The 21,390-nt window shown below is 62.0% G+C and carries 18 protein-coding genes; 14 read left to right on the forward strand and 4 right to left on the reverse strand.

Going from position 1 to position 21,390, the window contains the following annotated elements; genetic code table 11:
• The first annotated feature begins 108 nt into the window (after positions 1–108).
• The 3 genes from ACP7E3_RS15385 to ACP7E3_RS15395 are packed head-to-tail and all read left to right on the forward strand — an operon-like array spanning position 109 to position 3,870.
• Entirely contained in the window at positions 109–1,467 is a 1,359-nt protein-coding gene (locus tag ACP7E3_RS15385; RefSeq protein WP_046383711.1) for a glutamine synthetase family protein, read from the forward strand.
• Positions 1,468–1,489: 22 nt separating this feature from the next.
• Positions 1,490–2,578 carry a polyamine ABC transporter substrate-binding protein gene (locus ACP7E3_RS15390; protein WP_079444059.1) on the forward strand — a complete coding sequence of 363 codons (1,089 nt, stop codon included), beginning with the start codon at positions 1,490–1,492 and terminating at the stop codon, positions 2,576–2,578.
• A complete protein-coding gene (locus ACP7E3_RS15395; RefSeq protein WP_301556107.1) occupies positions 2,575–3,870 on the forward strand; it encodes an NAD(P)/FAD-dependent oxidoreductase in 1,296 nt (431 codons plus the stop codon). Before ACP7E3_RS15390 ends, ACP7E3_RS15395 begins: the two co-directional genes overlap by 4 nt.
• 71 nt (positions 3,871–3,941) lie before the next feature.
• Here ACP7E3_RS15395 and ACP7E3_RS15400 read toward each other — a convergent pair whose 3' ends face one another.
• A complete protein-coding gene (locus ACP7E3_RS15400) occupies positions 3,942–5,198 on the reverse strand; it encodes a hypothetical protein (RefSeq protein WP_426123605.1) in 1,257 nt (418 codons plus the stop codon).
• Between the two features lie 345 nt (positions 5,199–5,543).
• On the opposite strand from ACP7E3_RS15400, the gene ACP7E3_RS15405 reads away from it, so the two are divergent.
• Complete coding sequence (locus ACP7E3_RS15405) at positions 5,544–5,960, forward strand: SRPBCC family protein (protein ID WP_198717828.1); 417 nt, start codon at positions 5,544–5,546, stop codon at positions 5,958–5,960.
• Positions 5,961–6,040: 80 nt separating this feature from the next.
• Here the strand turns inward: ACP7E3_RS15405 and ACP7E3_RS15410 are convergent, their stop codons facing one another.
• Together ACP7E3_RS15410 and ACP7E3_RS15415 are read right to left on the reverse strand one after the other, a co-directional pair.
• Positions 6,041–7,432, reverse strand: a complete 1,392-nt coding sequence (locus tag ACP7E3_RS15410) for a sensor histidine kinase (protein WP_079444054.1) — start codon at positions 7,430–7,432, stop codon at positions 6,041–6,043.
• Complete coding sequence (locus ACP7E3_RS15415; protein ID WP_003219726.1) at positions 7,410–8,093, reverse strand: response regulator transcription factor; 684 nt, start codon at positions 8,091–8,093, stop codon at positions 7,410–7,412. Before ACP7E3_RS15415 ends, ACP7E3_RS15410 begins: the two co-directional genes overlap by 23 nt.
• A gap of 255 nt (positions 8,094–8,348) precedes the next feature.
• On the opposite strand from ACP7E3_RS15415, the gene ACP7E3_RS15420 reads away from it, so the two are divergent.
• On the forward strand, positions 8,349–9,191 hold the full coding sequence (locus ACP7E3_RS15420; protein WP_057004692.1) for a hypothetical protein: 843 nt from the start codon (positions 8,349–8,351) through the stop codon (positions 9,189–9,191).
• A gap of 132 nt (positions 9,192–9,323) precedes the next feature.
• Here the strand turns inward: ACP7E3_RS15420 and ACP7E3_RS15425 are convergent, their stop codons facing one another.
• The gene (locus ACP7E3_RS15425) at positions 9,324–10,244 is read right to left on the reverse strand and encodes a MurR/RpiR family transcriptional regulator (protein ID WP_017846562.1); all 921 of its coding nucleotides are present in this window, start codon (positions 10,242–10,244) and stop codon (positions 9,324–9,326) included.
• Between the two features lie 284 nt (positions 10,245–10,528).
• Here ACP7E3_RS15425 and ACP7E3_RS15430 point away from each other — a divergent pair, with 284 nt between their 5' ends.
• From ACP7E3_RS15430 to ACP7E3_RS15470, 9 genes are all read left to right on the forward strand, one after another.
• Positions 10,529–12,466 carry a bifunctional 5-dehydro-2-deoxygluconokinase/5-dehydro-2-deoxyphosphogluconate aldolase gene (locus ACP7E3_RS15430; RefSeq protein WP_201021131.1) on the forward strand — a complete coding sequence of 646 codons (1,938 nt, stop codon included), beginning with the start codon at positions 10,529–10,531 and terminating at the stop codon, positions 12,464–12,466.
• Positions 12,467–12,629: 163 nt separating this feature from the next.
• Positions 12,630–13,523: a myo-inosose-2 dehydratase gene (gene iolE, locus ACP7E3_RS15435; RefSeq protein ID WP_046489005.1), complete on the forward strand. Its 894-nt coding sequence runs from the start codon at positions 12,630–12,632 to the stop codon at positions 13,521–13,523.
• Positions 13,520–14,308, forward strand: a complete 789-nt coding sequence (iolB, locus tag ACP7E3_RS15440) for a 5-deoxy-glucuronate isomerase (RefSeq protein WP_126589139.1) — start codon at positions 13,520–13,522, stop codon at positions 14,306–14,308. Before iolE ends, iolB begins: the two co-directional genes overlap by 4 nt.
• A gap of 10 nt (positions 14,309–14,318) precedes the next feature.
• Positions 14,319–16,250: a 3D-(3,5/4)-trihydroxycyclohexane-1,2-dione acylhydrolase (decyclizing) gene (iolD, locus tag ACP7E3_RS15445; RefSeq protein ID WP_046383702.1), complete on the forward strand. Its 1,932-nt coding sequence runs from the start codon at positions 14,319–14,321 to the stop codon at positions 16,248–16,250.
• A 19-nt stretch (positions 16,251–16,269) separates the two neighbouring features.
• A complete protein-coding gene (locus ACP7E3_RS15450; RefSeq protein ID WP_017846557.1) occupies positions 16,270–17,280 on the forward strand; it encodes a Gfo/Idh/MocA family protein in 1,011 nt (336 codons plus the stop codon).
• Between the two features lie 138 nt (positions 17,281–17,418).
• Positions 17,419–18,447, forward strand: coding sequence for a Gfo/Idh/MocA family protein (locus tag ACP7E3_RS15455; RefSeq protein WP_057004688.1), 1,029 nt, complete (start codon positions 17,419–17,421; stop codon positions 18,445–18,447).
• 128 nt (positions 18,448–18,575) lie between these two features.
• Entirely contained in the window at positions 18,576–18,755 is a 180-nt protein-coding gene (locus tag ACP7E3_RS15460) for a hypothetical protein (protein ID WP_079444050.1), read from the forward strand.
• A gap of 48 nt (positions 18,756–18,803) precedes the next feature.
• A complete protein-coding gene (locus tag ACP7E3_RS15465) occupies positions 18,804–19,739 on the forward strand; it encodes a sugar ABC transporter substrate-binding protein (RefSeq protein ID WP_017846555.1) in 936 nt (311 codons plus the stop codon).
• Between the two features lie 65 nt (positions 19,740–19,804).
• Complete coding sequence (locus ACP7E3_RS15470) at positions 19,805–21,358, forward strand: sugar ABC transporter ATP-binding protein (RefSeq protein ID WP_169865791.1); 1,554 nt, start codon at positions 19,805–19,807, stop codon at positions 21,356–21,358.
• Positions 21,359–21,390: the final 32 nt, after the last annotated feature.

Below are 21,390 nucleotides of genomic sequence, written 5' to 3' on the forward strand. Positions count from 1 at the left end.
TGTGTTCGGAGCAAAGTGGATAGATGCCGTGGCGCGGCGAGCCCAAGATAGACCTCAATGCGCCGGAAGTACAAGCCGGTGCAGTCTCCCACCCATGACGAGGTCCTTATGAACGCCCCCTTCGATCAGCTGTCCGCCTGGCTGAAAGAACACAAGATTACCGAGGTCGAATGCGTGATCAGTGATTTGACTGGCATCGCACGCGGCAAGATTGCGCCCACCAACAAGTTCCTGCATGAGCGAGGCATGCGCCTGCCGGAAAGTGTGTTGCTGCAAACGGTAACCGGGGACTTTGTCGACGACGATGTCTACTACGACCTGCTCGACCCGGCCGACATCGACATGGTCTGCCGCCCGGTGGCCCACGCCACCTACGTGGTGCCATGGGCGATTGAACCGACCGCCATCGTGATCCACGACACCTTCGACAAGCAGGGTAACCCCATCGAACTGTCGCCGCGCAACGTGCTGAAAAAGGTGCTGCAGCTCTACGCCGAGCAGGGCTGGCAGCCGATTGTCGCGCCGGAAATGGAGTTCTACCTGACCCAGCGCTGCGATGACCCGGACCTGCCGCTGAAAACCCCGGTCGGCCGCTCCGGGCGGGCCGAAACCGGTCGCCAGTCGTTCTCCATCGACGCCGCCAACGAGTTCGACCCGCTGTTCGAAGACGTCTACGACTGGTGCGAAGCCCAGGGCCTGGACCTCGACACACTGATCCACGAAGACGGCCCGGCGCAGATGGAAATCAACTTCCGCCACGGTGACGCCCTGGATCTTGCCGACCAGATCACCGTGTTCAAACGCACCCTGCGCGAAGCCGCGCTCAAGCACAATGTGGCCGCGACCTTCATGGCCAAGCCGGTGGCCGACGAGCCGGGCAGCGCGATGCACCTGCACCAGAGCGTGGTCGACATCGCCACGGGCAAGCCGGTGTTCGTCGACGCCGACGGCCAGATGAGCACGCTGTTCCTGCACCACATCGGCGGCCTGCAGAAGTACATCCCCAAGCTGCTGCCGATGTTTGCGCCCAACGTGAATTCGTTCCGCCGCTTCCTGCCGGACACCTCGGCGCCGGTCAACGTGGAATGGGGCGAAGAAAATCGCACTGTCGGCCTGCGCGTGCCGACATCGAACCCCGACGCCATGCGCGTGGAAAACCGCCTGCCCGGCGCGGATGCCAACCCGTACCTGGCGATCGCCGCCAGCCTGTTGTGTGGCTACCTGGGCATGATCGAAAAGATCGAGCCGAGCGCGCCGGTGGAAGGCCGCGCCTATGAGCGGCGCAACCTGCGCCTGCCGATCACGCTCGAGGATGCGCTGGTGCGTATGGAGGAGTGCGCGACGGTCAAGCAATACCTGGGCGACAAGTTCGTGCGCGGCTACGTCGCGGTCAAACGCGCCGAGCATGAGAATTTCAAGCGGGTGATCAGTTCCTGGGAGCGTGAGTTCCTGCTGTTGAGCGTCTAAACAATCATAAAGGGGTGTCGATATGCGTCTGATGAAAAAACTTCTCCCGCTGGCCCTGGTGGCAGCATTCAGCAGCGCCGCGCAGGCGGAGCCGACGGTCAGTGTCTACAACTGGACCGACTACATCGGCGAAACCACCTTGGCCGACTTCCAGGCCAAGACGGGGATCAAGGTGATCTACGACGTGTTCGACTCCAACGAAACCCTGGAGGGCAAGCTGCTGGCGGGGCGCACCGGGTATGATGTGGTGGTGCCGTCCAACCACTTCCTGGCGCGCCAGGTCAAGGCCGGCGCGTTCCTCAAGCTCGACCGCGCGCAGTTGCCCAATTTCAAGAACCTCGACCCCAAGCTGCTCAAGCTGCTGGAGAAAAACGACCCGGGCAACGCGCACTCGGTGCCGTACCTGTGGGGCACCAACGGCATCGGCTACAACGTCGACAAGGTCAAGCAGGTGCTCGGCATCGACCATATCGATTCGTGGGCGGTGCTGTTCGAGCCGGAGAACCTCAAGAAGCTCAACCAGTGCGGCGTGGCCTTCCTCGACTCGGCGGATGAGTTGTTCCCGGCGATCCTCAACTACATGGGCAAGGACCCGCGCAGCGAGAACCCTGAAGACTACAAACAGGCGCAAGCCAAGCTGTTGACGTTGCGGCCTTACATCACCTACTTCCATTCCTCCAAGTACATCTCGGATTTGGCCAACGGCGATATCTGCGTGGCGTTCGGTTATTCCGGCGACGTGTTCCAGGCCGCCAACCGCGCCAAGGAAGCCAAGAACGGGGTGAACATTGCCTATTCGATTCCCAAGGAAGGCTCCAACCTGTGGTTTGACCTGCTGGCGATCCCCGCCGATGCGAGCAACCCGAAAGCAGCCCACGCGTTTATCAACTACCTGCTCGACCCTGAAGTCATCGCCAAAGTCAGCGCCTCGGTCGGCTATGCCAACGCCAACCCGGCAGCCAATGCCTTCATGGACCCGGAACTGGTGAACAACCCTGAGGTGTACCCGTCCCAGGCCGTGCTCGACAAACTCTATATTTCCACCACGCCGACCCCGGCGACCATGCGCCTGATGACCCGCGCCTGGAGCAAAGTGAAGACCGACAAATGATCCAATCGAACGACCACGCCCGGTCCTATTACCGGGCCTCGGCCAATGCCATGCCCGAGCGTCCGGCCTTGGCCGCCGACTTGAGCGCGGATGTGTGTGTGATCGGCGGTGGGTTCACCGGGGTCAATACCGCCATCGAACTGGCCCAGCGCGGGCTGTCGGTGATCCTGCTGGAGGCGCGGCGCATCGGTTGGGGCGCCAGCGGGCGCAACGGCGGGCAATTGATTCGCGGCATCGGCCACGACGTGTCGGGCTTTGCCAAGTATGTGGGCGAGGAGGGCGTGCGTTATCTGGAGCGGGCCGGGATTGATTCGGTCACGTTGGTGGGCGAACGCGTTCGCACGCAGGGTATCGACTGCGACCTGCGCTGGGGCTTTTGCGAACTGGCCAATACCGCGGCGCAGTTCGCCGCGTTCAAGGGCGAGCAGGAGCGCCTATTGGCGCAGGGCTACAACCATGAGGTCCGTGTGGTGGGTCCGCAGGATATGCACCAGGTCGTCGGCTCGCAGGTCTATGCCGGCGGCCTGGTGGACATGGGGTCCGGGCACCTGCACCCATTGAATCTGGTGTTGGGCGAGGCGCGGGTCGCCGAGTCCCTGGGGGTGCGGATTTTCGAGCACACCCCAGCGTTGGAACTGCTCCACGGCGACACCGTGCAGGTACGCTGCGCCGGCGGCACGGTGCGTGCCAGCAACCTGGTGCTGGCCTGCAATGCACACTTGGAGGCGTTGGAGCCGCGCTTGAGCGGCAAGGTACTGCCTGCCGGCAGCTACATCATCGCCACCGAACCGTTAACGGAAGGGCTGGCCGAGCAATTGATCCCGCAGAACCTGGCGCTGTGCGACCAGAAAGTCGGCTTGGACTACTACCGACTGACCGCCGACCGACGCCTGTTGTTCGGCGGCGCCTGCCATTATTCGGGGCGTGATCCGCAGGACATCGCCGCGTATATGCGACCGAAGATGCTCCAGGTATTCCCGCAACTGGCCAATACCGCGATCGAGTTCCAGTGGGGCGGCAAGATCGGCATCACCGCCAATCGCTTCCCCCAGGTCGGGCGGTTGAAGCAGTACCCGAATGTGTTCTACGCCCAGGGTTATTCCGGGCATGGGCTGAATGTGACCCATTGGTGTGCGCGGCTGCTGGCTGAAGCCATTCATGCCGGGCACAGTCAGGGCTTGGAGGTGTTCAGCCAGGTGCCGCACATGACCTTTCCGGGCGGCAAGGTCTTGCGCTCGCCGTTGTTGGCGTTGGGGATGCTGTGGTATCGGTTGCGGGAGACCCTGCAGTGATGAGCTGCCGCCGCATGGGGGCGGTTGGATTGAGCCGCACCTAAGGCTGCAAGGAAAACCGCTTTTCCTCGTCATGGCAAGGTTGCGCCTACGGCCCTGTAGTTGAGCGTGGAATCGGTTGCTGTGCCATACACGATCGCCCCGGAGCGGGTAATGCCCTCCAGCCGGCTCATCCGTCCGTCCAAAAGAGGGTTGATCTCCACGGTGCCGTTGACGCCGTCCCAGTAGGCGCCGCTGGGGTATTGGTTGGCATCGAAACTGTTCAAGGCGACGGTGTCGTTATCCGCCAAACCCACCGCGTTGGTCTGGGCGCTGCCAGGCAGCGGCTGGATCGACTGCACGCTGAACGAGTTGGTGGGGTCTGGCCAAAAGAGTGCTTTCTCGAAACCCGACGGGTCCCTGCCATACGCGAGTATATGCCCGGGGTTGTTGATCGACACCGCGTAATTCTGCGCATTGAGGGGCATGGTCAGCAGCAGGGGCGCGCTGCTGGGTGTTCCCCAGAATGCCGTTTGCGGCACATCGCCGGTAGCGCCGCTGAACACGCAGGTACCGACCACCTGAAGCTGATCGTTCATGCCCACCGCCCAGCAATAGCTGGCGCCGGAGGGGCTGGCCAGCGCGGTCAACACGTAGCTGCTGCCGTTCCAGGTGGCGACGGTGGGTTTGGGCGTGGCATTGGCCCCCGGACAGTTCATGACGACACTGGGATAGCCGTTGATCAAGGTGTTGTTCACGTCGATCCCGGCACAGTTGTCGCCATAGCTGGAAACGCGTTGGGGCGTGGCATTGCCCGGGGTATACAGCACCACGGTTGCCTGTAACGTGGCGCTGATGCTTTGAGCCAGGGCCGCGCCTAGCAGGTTCAGGGCGGTGGGCACGGTCTGGACATCGGCGGGTCGCAGCAGGGGAAACAGCAAGGTGCCAGGCAAGGGGGCCGTCGCCGTCGGCAGGCCACTGGGCGTCGCTGCATTCCAGAATACGGCAAAACTGAGATTGGCGGCGTTGGCGCAACTTCCCAGCATCCAGCCACTGTTAGCGATTGCCTCGACGCTGCACGGTTGCCCGTTCACCAGCGGCGGCAAGACCTGTTGAGGGCCGCTCAGCGATGCGGCGTACCAAGGATTGCTGTTGGCGCTGACCGTAGCGGATGAACAATTGCCCACGGCTTGTGCGCTATCGTTGACGCTACTGGTTGAACATTGCGCCCCGGCCGCACTGCCCGAGTCGACGTATGTGGCGGCACTGGCGGTTACACCATAGCCGTACAGCAGCGAGGCGCCGAGCAGTGTCAGCGCAGTGATCGAGGTTTTGAAATAACGCGGCATGATGAGTCCCTCCCTGGAGTGTTTACCTGTCGGTGCCGTATGGACAGGCGCCGTTGCGTACCAGTAAACGCTGGAGATGGGGGCGTTACAACTGTCATTTCTAACAGGTACAGAACGAGTGGCTGTGCGTTAGCATCGGTGTTTTTGCGCCCTGCGGGCCGTCCAGGCACGCAGATGATTTCAGTGGTCCGGTACGGCATGGCGTCAATCTCGAGCATCCATCGCGCCACGAATAGGGGGTGAAGTGACGAATCGGCTGGCGTACATTGTTCAACCCCGGTCGCCAGCAACTGTCGGTGCGACAGATCTGGCGATCTGAATTGTTTATTGTCTGGAGTATTGATTGTGCCTACAGCTTCTTCTGTCATTGAAGTTCCGGTTTCGGCCGATCAGGTGTGGCAATTGGTCGGCGGTTTTGACGCGCTGCCGGACTGGCTGCCATTGATCGTCGAGAGCAAGCCGGGCGACGGCGGGCGCCTGCGTCACCTGAAGACCGCCGATGGCGGCGTGGTGGTGGAGCGCTTGCAGACCTTTGATAACGTGGCCCGCACTTACAGCTACAGCATCGAGGAGTCGCCGTTTCCGGTGAGTGCCTACCTGGCGACGTTGCGGGTCGAAGCCCTGACGGAGTCGTCGGCGAAGGTGACGTGGTCGGGCGTGTTCACCCCGGTGCCGGACACCACCGACGAGGCGGTGGAGGCTTTGTTTGCCGGCGTGTACCGCGGTGGGCTTGAGGCGCTGCGCGGCAACTTCCCGGCTTGACCTGATCGATCGGGCAACCGACACCCAATGTGGGAGGGAGCAAGCCCCCTCCCACCGTTTCGATCGGTGTCGTGTCTGGTTTATTTGGGCATCAGTTGCTGGCGACACTCCAGCACCAACCGCGCACCGCCGCGTTGGCTGGTGCCGACGTCCAGCTTGAAACCGTGCAGATTGATGATCGCCGCGACAATCGACAAGCCCAGCCCAAACCCACCTTGCTGGTCGCTTTCATCCACGCGATAGAACCGCTGGAACACCGCCTTGCGTTCCGCTGTTGGGATGCCGGGGCCGGAGTCGTGGACTTCGATACGCGTGCTGCCCGCATCGTTGACCGCGCGCAAAATCACTTCGCCGCCCGCTGGGGTGAACTTGATCGAGTTGCTCAGCAGGTTGGCCAGGGCCTCGAACAGCAAGGCCCGGTCGCCGGTGATCCAGGGCAGGGATGGCGGGGTGTCGAGCACCAGTTGCAGTTCGCCTTCCTCGGCCAGGGGCAGGTAGAAGTCGTGCAGTTCGCGCAGCAGCGGCAGTGGGTCCATCACCAGAAAGCCCGAGCGGCGTTGGTGGTCTTCCAGTTCCGAGATCCGCAACAACCCGCGAAAGCGCGCCATCAGCGTGTCGGTTTCCGCGATGGCGTCGTCCAGCTGCACCGCGTGGGCCGAGTCGTGTTCGGCTTGTTGCTTGATGCGATAGAGCTGCGCGCGCAAGCGGGTGAGCGGGGTGCGCAGGTCGTGGGCGATGTTGTCGCACACGCCTTTGACCTCGTTCATCAGCTTCTCGATGCGGTCGAGCATGGCGTTGACGATGGCGGCGAGCATGTCCAGTTCGTCACGCCGGTTCGACAGCGGCAGGCGATGGGTGAGGTCGCCGGCGACGATGGCCTCGGCGCTGGCCTGGATCCCGCGAATCCGTCGCAATGGGCGGCGGCGCAGCAAATGCCAGCCGGCGGCGCCGGGGATGATGGTCAGCGACACCGCCCACAGCAGCGCGTGCCAGATGATCCGGGTTACGCCGAACAGCGAACCGTTGGCGCGCACCAGCACCAGCCAGCGGCCATCGGCGGTGTGGGTGACCACGGCGTCGCAGCTGTCTTTGGGCAGTTTCGGGTCGTCGGAGTCGACGCAATTGGCCAGGGCGTGGATCTTGCCGTCCAGGGGCAAGTCGGGCGGTATCGCCTGGATCGGTCCGTTCAATGGGCGAAATTGCTCATCGAACAGGCCATAGGCGTCCACGCCCTTCATGTCGAAGGTCATGCTGGTGGTCAGGGCTTCCAACAGTTCTTCGCCGTCGAACCGCTGGAACAGGTGCTGGCGCTGCATCAGCGAATGGCGCGAGAGGTCGCTGAGGTAACCGGACACCTCGTAATACAGCACCCCCATGAGGATGCAGCTCCAAGCCACGAACAGCGAACTGTACAGCGCCAGCAAGCGGCTGCTGGAGGAACGCCAGCCCTTAGAGGGGTTCAGCAATGACATACCCGGAACCTCGTACCGTGCGGATCAGCGGCGTGAGGCCCGGTGGATCGATCTTCTTGCGCAGGCGACCGATGTGGACATCGATCAGGTTGGTCCCGGGGTCGAAGTGATAACCCCAGACTTCCTCGAAGATCATCATCCGCGACAGGATCTGCCCGGTGTTGCGCATCAGGAATTCCAGCAGTTTGTATTCGGTGGGCAGCAGGCTCAGCGGCTGCTCGGCGCGGCTGGCTTCACGGCTGATCAGGTTCAGCTCGAGGTCGGCCACGCGCAGCGCGGTTTCGAATTCCTTGACCGTGCTTTTGCGCCGCAGCAGCACTTCGACGCGGGCGGCCATTTCATCGGAGGCGAACGGCTTGGTCAGGTAGTCATCCCCACCGGCGCGCAGGCCGCGCACCCGCTCGTCGACATCGGAGAGCGCGCTGATCATCAGGATCGGCGTCGACACGCCGATGGTGCGCAGGGTGGTGACGATGGCCAGGCCATCGAGTTCCGGCAACATACGGTCGAGGGTGATCAGATCGTAATCACCACTCACGGCGCGGACCAGGCCTTCGCGGCCGTTGTCCACCCAATCTACGTCCAGTCCATGGCTACTCAGCTCGGCGACGATCTCGCGGGCCGTTACGGCATCATCCTCGATGGTCAAAATGCGGGTCATAGGATTACCTGGTGAGCGATTCACACTAGAAGTGTGGGCATTTTGCCAAGAAATGGCTGAACGCTTCCTAAATAAAACTTCATGTTGGCAAAACTGACACAGTTTTCATAAACACCGCCTGGCGCGCCAGCCCCCGCAGGTCGGTTATTTATCGTTATTAAAACCGTGGTTTTTAAACCTGTGAGATTTGACAGTTTACGCCCTCGCTCGAAGCAAATAGCGTGAGTCGACCAATCATGTTCAAGGGGCGTAGCCATGAACCAGACAACAGGAAGTTTTACCGCCAAGATCAATAACCCTCAGGTCAGTCCTCCCGAGCATTCCTTTCAAGGGGACGCCGATCAGATGATGATGTATTTCCTGGATAACAAGTTGTACATCAGTGCGACCGAAAAAATCGGCCCCGATATCAACGAGCGGCTCGGCTTCGATTTTGTTGTTTCGGACGTCCTGGACGATGGCGAGGAGCGAACGTATTCCCTTGGAAGTCAGGCCACGGGCACTTATTGGGCGCACGAAAACCTCGGCAGTGCACCCTACGTAGCGTTCACAGGGAGTCTCAGTCTGTCCCTTGACTCACAGGACCGGCTGGTCGGCACGTTCAGTTTTTCGGCCAAGCATGGCAGCAAGGACGTTGAAATCACGCAGGGCGTGATTAACCTGATCGGCTTGAGTTCGCGAATGTGCACACCGCAGATCACCGGCACCGGCTATATGCGCGGGTCAGTACCCGGCGGGCCGATGCCGGCGCCTGAGTTCGACGCGACGGAAGTGAGTCTCAGGAAGGTTGTAAGCACGTTTACTTACTGGCAGGTAATCGGTCGCCAATATGACGATCTTTCACGGGTTCAGAATCTGGTGCTGATTGTGGTGAGAGAAGAGGCGAAGGGTATGGCGTTTGACCTGGCCACCAGCAAGGAAGTGCAAGTTCAATTTGGCCGAATCAACTCTTTCGGTTTTGCCCATTCCATCAGTGGCAGCCTTGAATTTACTGCCTTGCCTGAGACCGGGCGTACAGTGGGCAGTGTGGATTGCATGGTGCAGAGGAACGAGGAGACGCCGTTTGCGGTGAGGGTGAATTTTGATATTTCCGAGTAGGTTTGAGGCTTGATCAAGCCCAAGTCGTCAGTCCCCTTGTGCAATGACCGGCCTGCGCCCGGGGACGCGGCGCTCGGGCGTCATCGTTAACGCTCTGCGCGAACAAGCCCGCGCCTGCAGATCCCTGGCGAGTCAGTCGTCGAAGCCCACCTGCTCATGAATCTCATCCACCTTCAACTCCAGGCGATACGCCACCGCAATGAACAGCGCCTGGCACAGGCACAACGTGGCGCTCAAGGAACGGAAGGCAAACGACGAGCCTTCATTGACCAACAGCACTGCGTTCGCGCGCTTGGCCAGGGGCGACAGGTTGCTGTCGGTAATGATCAGGGTCTTGGCCTGGTGGTGCTGGGCGATACGCAGGCAGTGCTGGGTTTCTTTGCCGTAGGGCGTGAAACTGATGGCGATCACCAGGTCATTGGCGCGCACGCTGCGCATCTGCTCGCGGTAGCTGCCGCCCAGGCCTGAGATCAGGTGGATGCGCTTGTTGGTGTGTTGCAGGTTGTAGACCAGGTAATCGGCCACCGCAAACGAACGGCGCACGCCAACCACGTAGATGTTGTCGGCGTTGACCACCAGGTCGACGGCTTTTTCGAACGCCGCGTCATCCAGTTCCAGGCCCAGGCGCTCGATGCCCGAAAGCGTGGCATTGACACACTCGCGCGCCAGGTCGCCGCCGCTGGCCTTCTGCGACTTGTTGGCGATCATGCTGCGGATGCGCTGCTGATAGTTCTGCACCGGCGTGGTCTTGTGGGTGTACGCCTCGCGAAACAGCGCCTGCATCTCACTGAACCCGCTGAAGCCGAAACGCTGGGAGAACCGCACGATGGCCGACGGATGCACTTCGCATTCGCGGGCGATGTCGCTGATGCGGTCGACCATGATCCGGTCGCTCTGCTGGCTCATGTAGCTGGCGATGCGCTTGAGCTGGCGTGGCAGGCTTTCGTATTCGTCGGTGATCAGCTGCAACAGGCGTTCGGCATTGATCGCAGGGCTGGCGAGAGTGTCTTGGGAAGCGGTCTCGGGCGTGGCCGGCTGATCGGTGCGGGACATGGGCAATCCTTCTGGCGGGTTCATCTGGTGCGCTGATAGTGGGCGCAAGTCTACAGGGTAGGCGCAAAAAAATACCCCGGCATGCGCCAGCGAGTGGGCGGCTGAAACGATGCACTGTCGCTGGCGTGCCCCTATGCTGACGTATTGGAAAAAATATTCTACCAAAAATAATTATGGAATAAATATTGATTGGGCTCGCTGAACGTTCTAGTCTGCTCCCACCAAGAGCGTGTGCCGTCGCCACGGCGGCACAACGCAGGCTGATAAAAATAACAGGAGCCAGCATGGGCCAGACTCGTTTTGCCAGTGGGCGTCAATTGGATCTGATTTGCCTCGGGCGCCTGGGCGTCGACCTCTATGCGCAGCAAGTCGGTGCGCGGCTTGAGGATGTGTCCAGCTTTGCCAAGTACCTCGGCGGTTCTTCCGCCAACATCGCCTTCGGCACCGCGCGCCTGGGCCTCAAGTCGGCGATGTTGAGCCGGGTAGGGGACGACCATATGGGCCGGTTCCTGACGGAATCCCTGGCCCGTGAAGGCTGCGATGTCAGCGGCATCAAGGTCGACCCGCAACGCCTTACGGCGCTGGTGCTGCTGGGCCTCAAGGACCGCGAAACCTTCCCCCTGGTGTTCTACCGCGAAAACTGCGCCGACATGGCCCTGCGCGCCGAAGACATCAGCGAAGCCTTTATCGCCTCGAGCAAGGCCCTGTTGATCACCGGCACGCATTTCTCCACCGACGCTGTGTACAAGGCCAGCGTCCAGGCCCTGGATTACGCGGCCAAACACAACGTCCAGCGCGTGCTCGACATCGACTACCGCCCGGTGCTGTGGGGCCTGGCGGGCAAGGCCGATGGCGAAACCCGGTTTGTCGCCGACCAGAGCGTCAGCCAGCACGTGCAGAGTATCCTGCCGCGCTTCGATCTGATCGTCGGTACTGAAGAAGAGTTCCTGATCGCCGGCGGCAGTGAAGATTTGCTCGGCGCCCTGCGCACCGTCCGTGAACTGACCCCGGCGACCCTGGTGGTCAAGCTCGGCCCGCAGGGCTGCACGGTGATCCACGGCGCGATCCCGGCCCGTTTGGAAGAGGGTGCGATCTACCCCGGCGTGCGCGTTGAAGTGCTTAACGTGCTGGGCGCCGGCGATGCGTTCATGGCGGGCTTTCTCAGCGGCTGGCTGAACGATGCCAGCGACGCGCGATGCAGCCAGTTGGCCAATGCCTGCGGCGGCCTGGTGGTGTCGCGCCACGCCTGCGCACCGGCCATGCCGACGCCGGCCGAACTGGATTACCTGTTCAACAGCCCGGTGCCGATCACCCGCCCCGATCAAGACGTGACCCTGCAGCGCCTGCATCGGGTCACGGTGCCACGCAAGGCCTGGAAGCAACTGTTCGTGTTCGCCTTCGACCACCGCTGGCAATTGGTCGACCTGGCGCAACGCGGCGGCCAGGACCCGAGCCGCATCAGCACGATCAAGCAGCTGTTTATCCAGGCCGTCGAACGCGTGGAGAAGACTCTGCGCGGGCAGGGCATCGAGGCCGATGTCGGTTTGCTCGCCGACCAGCGCTTCGGCCAGGACGCACTCAACGCCGCCAGCGGTCGCGGCTGGTGGATCGCACGCCCGGTGGAGGTGCAGAACTCGCGGCCCCTGGCGTTCGAACACGGCCGCTCGATCGGCAGCAACCTGATCGCCTGGCCCCAGGAGCAAATCATCAAATGCCTGGTGCAATACCACCCCGATGACGAACCGCTGCTGCGTCTGGAACAGGAAGCGCAACTCAAGGCGGTGTACGAGGCTTCGCTGGTCAGCGGGCATGAACTGTTGCTGGAAGTCATCCCGCCCAAGGATCACCCCTCGACCTACCCCGATGTGCTCTACCGCAGCCTCAAGCGCCTGTACAACCTGGGGATCTACCCGGCGTGGTGGAAAATCGAGGCACAGTCGGCCGAGGACTGGACAAAACTCGACGAACTGATCGAGGAACGCGACCCGTACTGCCGCGGTGTGGTGCTGCTGGGCCTGAATGCCTCGGCCGAGTGCCTGGCCGAGGGCTTCCGCCAAGCCAGCCAGAGTCGCACCTGCCGTGGTTTTGCCGTGGGACGCACGATTTTCCAGGAGCCGAGTCGCGCGTGGATGGCGGGGGAGATTGATGACGAGACCCTGATCCGCCAAGTCCGGGCCACTTTCGAGCAATTGATCAGTGCCTGGTGCAGTGCCAGAGGCTGAACGCAGTTCTTAATTTGAAATGTAATCCAATGTGGGAGGGAGCTTGCTCCCGAAGGCAGTGTGTCAGGCAACACTTCTGTAACTGCACCACCGCCATCGGGAGCAAGCTCCCTCCCACATAATGCAGATCTCAGTGATACCTGAAAATAATAAAGGTGCAGCCATGCCCGCAATCCGAATTGGCATCAACCCGATCTCCTGGAGCAACGACGACCTGCCGGCCCTGGGCGGCGAAACGCCCCTGAGCACGGCGTTGAGCGAAGGCAAGCAGATCGGCTACGAGGGTTTTGAACTCAACGGCAAATTCCCCAAGGACGCCAAGGGCGTCGCCGATGTGTTGCGCCCCTACGACCTGGCGCTGGTCTCCGGTTGGTACTCCAGCCGTCTGGCCCAGCGGTCGGTGGCGGAGGAAATCGAAGCCATCGCCGCTCACGTCGAGTTGCTCAAACACAATGGCGCCACGGTGTTGGTCTACGGCGAAGTGGCCGATTCGATCCAGGGCTCCCGCATCCGCCTGATCGAACGCCCGCGTTTCCACAGTGAGCAGGCCTGGCAGGACTATGCCGACAAGCTCACCGAACTGGCGCGCTTTACTCTGTCCCAGGGCGTGCGCCTGGCCTACCACCACCATATGGGCGCCTATGTCGAATCGCCGGAGGACATTGATCAACTGATGCGCCGCACCGGCCCCGAAGTCGGCCTGCTGTTCGATTCGGGCCATTGCTACATGGGTGGCGGCGAACCCCTCGACGTACTGCGCAAGCACATCGACCGCGTGTGCCATGTGCATTTCAAGGACGTGCGCAAAGCGGTGGTGCAACTGGCGCGCAACCAGATGTGGAGCTTCCCCGACTGCATCGTCAACGGCACCTTCACCGTGCCGGGTGACGGCGATATCGACTTTGCCGCGTTGCTCGACGTGCTGCTGGCCGCGCATTACCGAGGCTGGCTGGTGGTCGAAGCCGAGCAGGACCCGGCTGTCGCGCCGAGCTATATCTATGCGAAAAAAGGTTATGACACCTTGCGTGCGCTGCTGAACGAGAGGACGGGGCAATGAGCTTGCTGGTCAAGAGCAATAAGCGCGGGCAAACCATGGTCGCCCTCGAAGCGGGCCGCCTGGACTATGTCGGCTTTGCCGCCTACCGCCTGAGCCTGGGCGAAACCCTGCCAGTCACCGCCGGCGATCAGGAGCTGTGCCTGGTGCTGCTCAGCGGCCGGGTGACGATCGAAGGCGAGGGGTTCAACTGGCAGAACCTCGGCGATCGTCAGTCGGTGTTTGAAGACAAATCGCCCTTTGCCGCTTACCTGCCGCCGGGCACCGACGCCCAGGTGACGGCATTGAGCGACGTGCAGCTCGCGGTCTGCGCCGCGCCTGGCGTGACGGGTTTCGCGCCGCGCTTGATCCGCCCCGAACAGTGCAAGCGCAGCGTGCGCGGCAAAGGCGCCAACACCCGTTACGTGTGCGACATCCTGCCCGACAGCGAGCCCGCCCACTCCCTGCTGGTGGTGGAAGTCCGCACGCCGTCCGGGCATTCGTCGAGCTACCCGCCGCACAAGCACGACACCGACGACCTGCCGCACCAGAGCTTTCTCGAAGAGACCTATTACCACCAGGTCAACCCGCCCCAGGGCTTCGTGTTCCAGCGGGTGTACACCGACGATCGCAGCATCGATGAGGCCATGGCCGTGGAAAACAGCGACCTGGTGGTGGTGCCCAAGGGGTACCACCCGGTGAGCGTGCCGTATGGCTACGAGTCCTACTACCTCAACGTAATGGCCGGCCCCAAGCGCGCCTGGCATTTTCATAACGACCCGCAGCACAGCTGGCTGCTGGACCTTTAAGGGGCGCGACATGACCACCACTCGTTTGACCATGGCCCAGGCCCTGGTGAAATTTCTGGATAACCAATACATCGAAGTCGATGGTGTGCAGAGCAAGTTCGTGGCCGGGGTGTTCACGATTTTCGGCCACGGCAACGTGCTCGGTCTGGGCCAGGCGCTGGAGCAGGACAGCGGCGACCTGGTGGTGCATCAGGGCCGCAACGAGCAAGGCATGGCCCACGCCGCCATCGGGTTTGCCAAACAGCACCTGCGCCGCAAGATCTACGCGTGTACCGCATCGGTCGGCCCGGGGGCGGCGAATATGCTGACCGCTGCCGCGACTGCCACGGCCAACCGCATTCCGTTGCTGCTATTGCCTGGCGATGTCTACGCCAGCCGCCAGCCCGACCCGGTGCTGCAACAGATCGAGCAGTTCCATGACCTGAGCATCAGCACCAACGACGCCTTCCGTTCGGTGAGCAAATACTGGGACCGCATCAACCGCCCCGAGCAATTGATGAGCGCGGCGATCCACGCCATGCGCGTGCTCACCGACCCGGCCGAAACCGGTGCCGTCACCCTGGCGCTGCCGCAGGACGTGCAAGCCGAGGCCTGGGATTACCCGGATTACTTCCTGCAAAAACGTGTCCATCGCCTCGACCGGCGCCCGCCCACCGAGGCGATGATCGGCGATGCTGTGGCGGCCTTCGAGGGCAAGCGCAAGCCGTTGATCATCTGCGGCGGCGGGGTCAAGTACTCCGGGGCGAATGCGGCCCTGCAGGCATTTGCCGAACGCTTCGAGATGCCCTTCGCCGAAACCCAGGCGGGCAAGAGCGCGGTGCTGTCCAGCCATCCGCTGAACGTCGGCGGGATCGGCGAAACCGGCTGCCTGGCCGCGAACCTGTTGGCCGCCGAGGCCGACCTGATCATCGGGATCGGCACGCGCTACACCGATTTCACCACGTCGTCGAAGTCGTTGTTCAAGCACGCCGAGGTGCGGTTCCTCAACCTCAACATCAGCCCCGGCGATGCGTTGAAACTCGATGGCGTGCAAGTGCTGGCGGATGCACGAGTCGCCCTTGAGGCATTGGCCGCAGCGCTGGGCGATTATCGCGCCGGTTGGGGCGAGCAGGTGCGCGATGCCAGGGCGCAACTGGATGCTGAAGTCGACCGGGTGCATCAGTTGGAATACGCCGGTGACGACTTCGTCCCCGAGGTCGACGACCACCTCGACCGCGGCGTGCTGCGCGAATTTATCGAGCTGACCGGTTCGTGCCTGACCCAAAGCCGGGTCCTCGGCGTGCTCAACCAGGCGCTGGCCGACGACGCGATCATCGTCGCCGCCGCCGGCAGCCTGCCCGGCGACCTGCAGCGCAGCTGGCGCAGCAAGGGCGTCAACACTTACCACGTCGAGTACGGTTATTCGTGCATGGGCTACGAGATCAACGCCGCCCTCGGCGTGAAACTCGCCGAGCCGACGCGCGAGGTCTATGCGCTGGTCGGTGATGGCTCCTACATGATGCTGCACTCGGAGCTGGCCACCTCGATCCAGGAGCGCCGCAAGATCAACGTGGTGCTGCTGGACAACATGGCTTTCGGTTGCATCAACAACCTGCAGATCGGCAACGGCATGGACAGCTTCGGCACCGAGTTCCGCTACCGCAACCCCGAGAGCGGCAAGCTCGACGGCGGCCTGGTGCCGGTGGATTTCGCCATGAGTGCGGCGGCCTACGGTTGCAAGACTTACAAGGTCAGTAGCGTCGAACAGCTCGAAGCGGCGCTGGCCGATGCGCGCACACAAACGGTGTCGACGCTGATCGATATCAAGGTGCTGCCCAAGACCATGATCCACGGCTACCTGTCGTGGTGGCGGGTGGGTGTGGCGCAGGTCTCCACCAGCGAACGCACCAACGCGGCGGCGAAAAAACTCAATGAACAGCTGGCCAAGGCCCGGCAGTACTAATAACAAGAGGAGTGAATGTATGTCGTTGAAGCTGGGTGTTATCGGTACGGGCGCTATCGGCCGGGACCATATTCGTCGTTGCAGCCAGACCTTGCTCAACAGCCAGGTGGTGGCGGTGACCGACATCGACCTGGAGCAGGCCGCCAAGGTGGTGGCGGATCTGAAACTGGACGCCGAGGTGTATCCGGACGGCCATGCGCTGATCCGTTCGCCTCAGGTCGAAGCCATTCTTGTCACTTCCTGGGGCCCGAGCCATGAGGCATTCGTGCTCGCCGCCATCGAGGCGGGCAAACCGGTGTTCTGCGAAAAACCCCTGGCGGTCACCGCCGAAGGCTGTCGCAGGATCGTCGAGGCCGAAGTGGCGCACGGCAAGCGCCTGGTGCAAGTGGGCTTCATGCGCCCCTATGACGAAGGTTATCGCGCCCTCAAAGCGGTGATCGACAGCGGCCGGATCGGCGAGCCGCTGATGCTGCACTGCGCGCACCGCAACCCGCGGGTGGGCGAGAACTACAAGACCGACATGGCGATCACCGACACCCTGATCCACGAGCTGGACGTGTTGCGTTGGCTGCTCGACGACGACTATGTGTCGGTGCAAGTGGTGTTCCCGCGCAAGACCAGCAAGGCCCTGGCCCATCTGCGCGATCCGCAGATCGTGCTGCTGGAAACCGCCAAGGGCACGCGCATCGATGTGGAAGTGTTTGTGAACTGCCAGTACGGCTACGACATTCAGTGCGAAGTGGTGGGGGAGACCGGTATCGCCAAGCTGCCGGAACCGTCGCAGGTGCAATTGCGCAGCGAAGCCAAACTGTCCAATGCGATTCTGATGGACTGGAAAGACCGCTTTATCGGCGCCTATGACGTCGAGTTGCAGGCGTTCATCGACAGCGTGCGCGCCGGGCAAGTGGGCGGGCCGTCGGCGTGGGATGGGTTTGCAGCGGCGGTCGCGGCGGATGCGTGTATCGAGGCCCAAGGCAGTGGGCAAATTGTCCAAGTCAGCCTGCCTGAGCGTCCGCGCTTCTACGGCTGACACGCGGTCAATGTGGGAGGGGGCTTGCCCCCGATAGCAGTGGGTCAGCTAATGAATCTGGATCTGATCCACCGCCATCGGGGGCAAGCCCCCTCCCACAGTTGGATTGGGTGTGCACTTCAATGAAGGAGTGAATGTATGCGAATTGGACTAGTCGGCTATGGCCACGGAGGGCGCTTCTTTCATGCGCCACTGATTGCAACCCTGCCCGGCGCTACTTTTGTTGGTGTGGTGACTCGTTCACCCGAGCGCCGTCAGCAATTGAGCACTGATCTTCCAGGGGTTAAAGCCTTTGACAGCATCGGCCAGATCGTCGAGGCCGGCGTTGACGCCCTGGTGATTTCCACCACACTTAAAGGTCGCCCGGCGCTGGTGCTGGAGGCTATCGAGCACGGCGTCGCCGTGGTCAGCGATAAACCTTTCGCCGCCAACGCCGAGCAGGCCCGGGTGCTGATCACCGCGGCTGAACGCCAGGGCGTGTTGCTCAGCGTCTACCAGAACCGGCGCTGGGATTCGGATTTCCTGACCTTGCGCAAACTGATCGACGCCGGCGCCCTCGGCGCTGTCACCCGGTTTGAATCCCGCGTCGAGCGTTTCAGCCCGCAATCGGTGGGCAATGCCAGCGGCGGCGGCTGGCTGCGCGACCTGGGCAGCCATCTGGTGGATCAGGCGCTGCAACTGTTCGGCCCGGTGGATCGGGTTTTCGCGCAACTGCACTACAGCGCCGAACACCCCAGCATCGACCACGGCTTCTTTGTCTCCCTGACCCACGCCAACGGGGTGATTTCCCACCTGTGGGGCAACGCCTTGCAGAACAGCCCGGCACCGCGCTTGCGGGTCAGCGGCACCCTGGGTTGCTACACCGTCGACGGGTTGGACGGCCAGGAAGACGCACTGATGGCCGGCAAGTCGCCCAAAACCGAGGGCGAGCACTGGGGGGCCGAGGAGCACCGCCGCTGGGGCTGGTTCGAACAAGGCCCCGAGCGCGAGCGTGTGCCGTCGGAAAAAGGTTGCTGGACCCAGTTCTATCGCCAGTGGCAGGCCGCCGTGCAAGGGCAGGGGCCGCTGCCGGTGGACGCCTACGAGGCGCTGGAAACCACAAGGATATTGGACGCCGCACGCCTGAGCGCCGAGCGCCAGCAGGTGGTTTCGACAAAAATAGAATAAAATTCTAAAACAGGTTGATATAGAAATTATTTTCCAATAAAGTCTTTTCCAGGTTGCATAAAGTACGTTCCGGACTCGATCCCGACGACTCAACAAAAACAAGATCAAAAACAACCAGGTACCGTCAGATGAAAATCTTCAACGCTGTACTGCGAGTTTTACGCCCAGCCCTTGCGCCACGCGGTCTGCCCCGCACCCGGCCGTTTTACTTCTCCTTCCTCAACGTGCTGTGCGTCGAAAACCAAGGCGCCCTGGTGTGCTGCATTCCGGGAGCACCGCTCGTCCGCCTGCCGTCATCCTCGCTCTGAAAAACGCAACGTCCAAAAAACCAACAAGAAAGTGGAGACAGACCGTTCATGAAGACCCCGATCCGTTTTACCGCGCTGGCGTTGTCCCTGCTGCTGGCCAGCGGTTTTGCCATGGCTGCCGATCTGAAGATCGGCGTGAGCATGTCGCAGTTCGATGACACCTACCTGACCAATGTGCGTGAGTACATGGACAAGCAAGCCAAGGCCTACCCCAAGGGCGATGGCGTGCAACTGCAGTTCGAAGACGCGCGCGCCGACGTGGTCAAGCAATTGAGCCAGGTCGAGAACTTCATCAGCCAGAAGGTCGACGCGATCATCGTCAACCCGGTGGACACGGCGTCCACGGCGCGGATCAGCAAGTCAGCGCTCGAGGCGGGTATTCCGCTGGTCTATGTCAACCGCCGACCTGATCAGAAAGACCTGCCCAAAGGCGTGGCGGCCGTGACCTCCGATGATGAAGAGGCCGGTAGGCTGCAAATGCAGTACATCGCCGAAAAACTGGGGGGCAAGGGCAAGGTGGTGATCCTGCTCGGTGACCTGGCGAACAACTCCACCACCAACCGGACCAAGGGCATCAAAGAAGTCCTGGCCAAGTACCCGCAGATCAAGATCGAGCAGGAACAGACCGGCATCTGGCTGCGTGACCGCGGGATGACCCTGGTCAACGACTGGTTGACCCAGGGCCGCGAATTCAATGCCGTGCTGGCCAACAACGACGAAATGGCGATTGGCGCGGCCATGGCGTTGAAGTCGGCCGGCACCAAGCCGGGCAGCGTCTTGATTGCAGGGGTCGACGGCACGCCGGACGGCTTGAATGCGATCACCAAGGGCGAAATGACCGTGTCGGTGTTCCAGGATGCCAAGGGCCAGGCAGTCGGCTCGGTGGAGGCGGCGCGCAAGATGGCGAAGAAGGAAGCGATCGAGCAGAACATTGTCATCCCGTTCAAGCTGATCACCCCGGACAACGTCAAAGACTTCAAGTAGCCCTTACATCACAACAATAAGCCGGCAGGGCGGTCGTGCCCGCCCTGTCGATGGAGTACCGCCCTATGCTTGCTCAAGCCACTGTCTCGCAGCCGCCCGGTATCCAGCCGTCGCTGCTGGAAGAACCGTATCTGCTGGAAATCCTCAACATCAGCAAAGGCTTTCCCGGTGTGGTGGCCCTGGCCGATGTACAACTGCGTGTGCGCCCAGGCTCGGTGCTGGCGCTGATGGGCGAGAACGGCGCGGGCAAGTCGACCCTGATGAAAATCATCGCCGGCATCTACCAGCCCGACGCCGGGGAAATCCGCCTGCGCGGCAAGCCGATTGTGTTTGAGACGCCGCTGGCCGCGCAAAAGGCCGGGATCGCGATGATCCACCAGGAACTCAACCTGATGCCGCACATGAGCATCGCCGAGAATATCTGGATCGGCCGCGAGCAGCTCAACAGCCTGCGCATGGTCAACCACCGCGAAATGCACCGCTGCACCGCCCAATTGCTCGCCCGCCTGCGCATCAACCTCGACCCCGAGGAGCAGGTGGGCAACCTGAGCATCGCCGAGCGGCAGATGGTCGAGATTGCCAAGGCGGTGTCCTACGATTCCGACATCCTGATCATGGATGAGCCGACGTCCGCCATCACCGAGAAGGAAGTTGCCCACCTGTTTTCGATCATTGCCGACCTCAAGGCCCAGGGCAAAGGCATCGTCTACATCACGCACAAGATGAATGAAGTGTTCGCCATCGCCGATGAAGTGGCGGTGTTTCGCGACGGCCAGTACATCGGCCTGCAGCGCGCCGACAGCATGAACAGCGACAGCCTGATCTCGATGATGGTCGGCCGTGAACTGAGCCAGTTGTTCCCGGTGCGCGAAACGCCCATCGGCGAGTTGCTGCTGTCGGTGCGCGACCTGGGCCTGGACGGCGTGTTCAACAACGTCTCGTTCGACCTGCATGCCGGCGAGATCCTCGGCATCGCCGGGCTGATGGGCTCGGGCCGCACCAACGTGGCGGAAACCCTTTTCGGCATCAGCCCAAGCACTTGCGGGCAGATAACCCTCGATGGCAAGGCGCTGCGTATCACCGACCCACACATGGCCATCGACAAAGGCTTTGCGCTGTTGACCGAAGACCGCAAGCTCAGCGGGCTGTTCCCGTGCCTGTCGGTCCTGGAAAACATGGAAATGGCGGTGTTGCCGCATTACTCGGGCAACGGGTTTATCCAGCAGAAAGCCCTGCGTGCGCTGTGCGAAGACATGTGCAAGAAGCTGCGGGTGAAAACCCCGTCCCTGGAGCAATGCATCGACACCTTGTCCGGCGGCAATCAGCAGAAAGCCCTGCTGGCGCGCTGGCTGATGACCAACCCGCGCCTGCTGATCCTCGACGAACCGACCCGTGGCATCGATGTCGGCGCCAAGGCCGAGATCTACCGTTTGATTGCGTTCCTCGCCAGCGAGGGCATGGCGGTGATCATGATTTCCTCGGAGCTGCCTGAAGTGCTGGGTATGAGCGACCGGGTGATGGTGATGCATGAAGGCGAACTGATGGGCACCCTGGACCGTGCAGACGCGACCCAGGAAAAAGTCATGCAGCTGGCCTCCGGCATGACCGCGGTCCACTGACGAACAGCCGTGCGGGCCTGCGGTTGGCCCGC

The organism is Pseudomonas sp. PSPC2-3, from assembly GCF_049898265.1.
Lineage (GTDB): Bacteria > Pseudomonadota > Gammaproteobacteria > Pseudomonadales > Pseudomonadaceae > Aquipseudomonas > Aquipseudomonas veronii.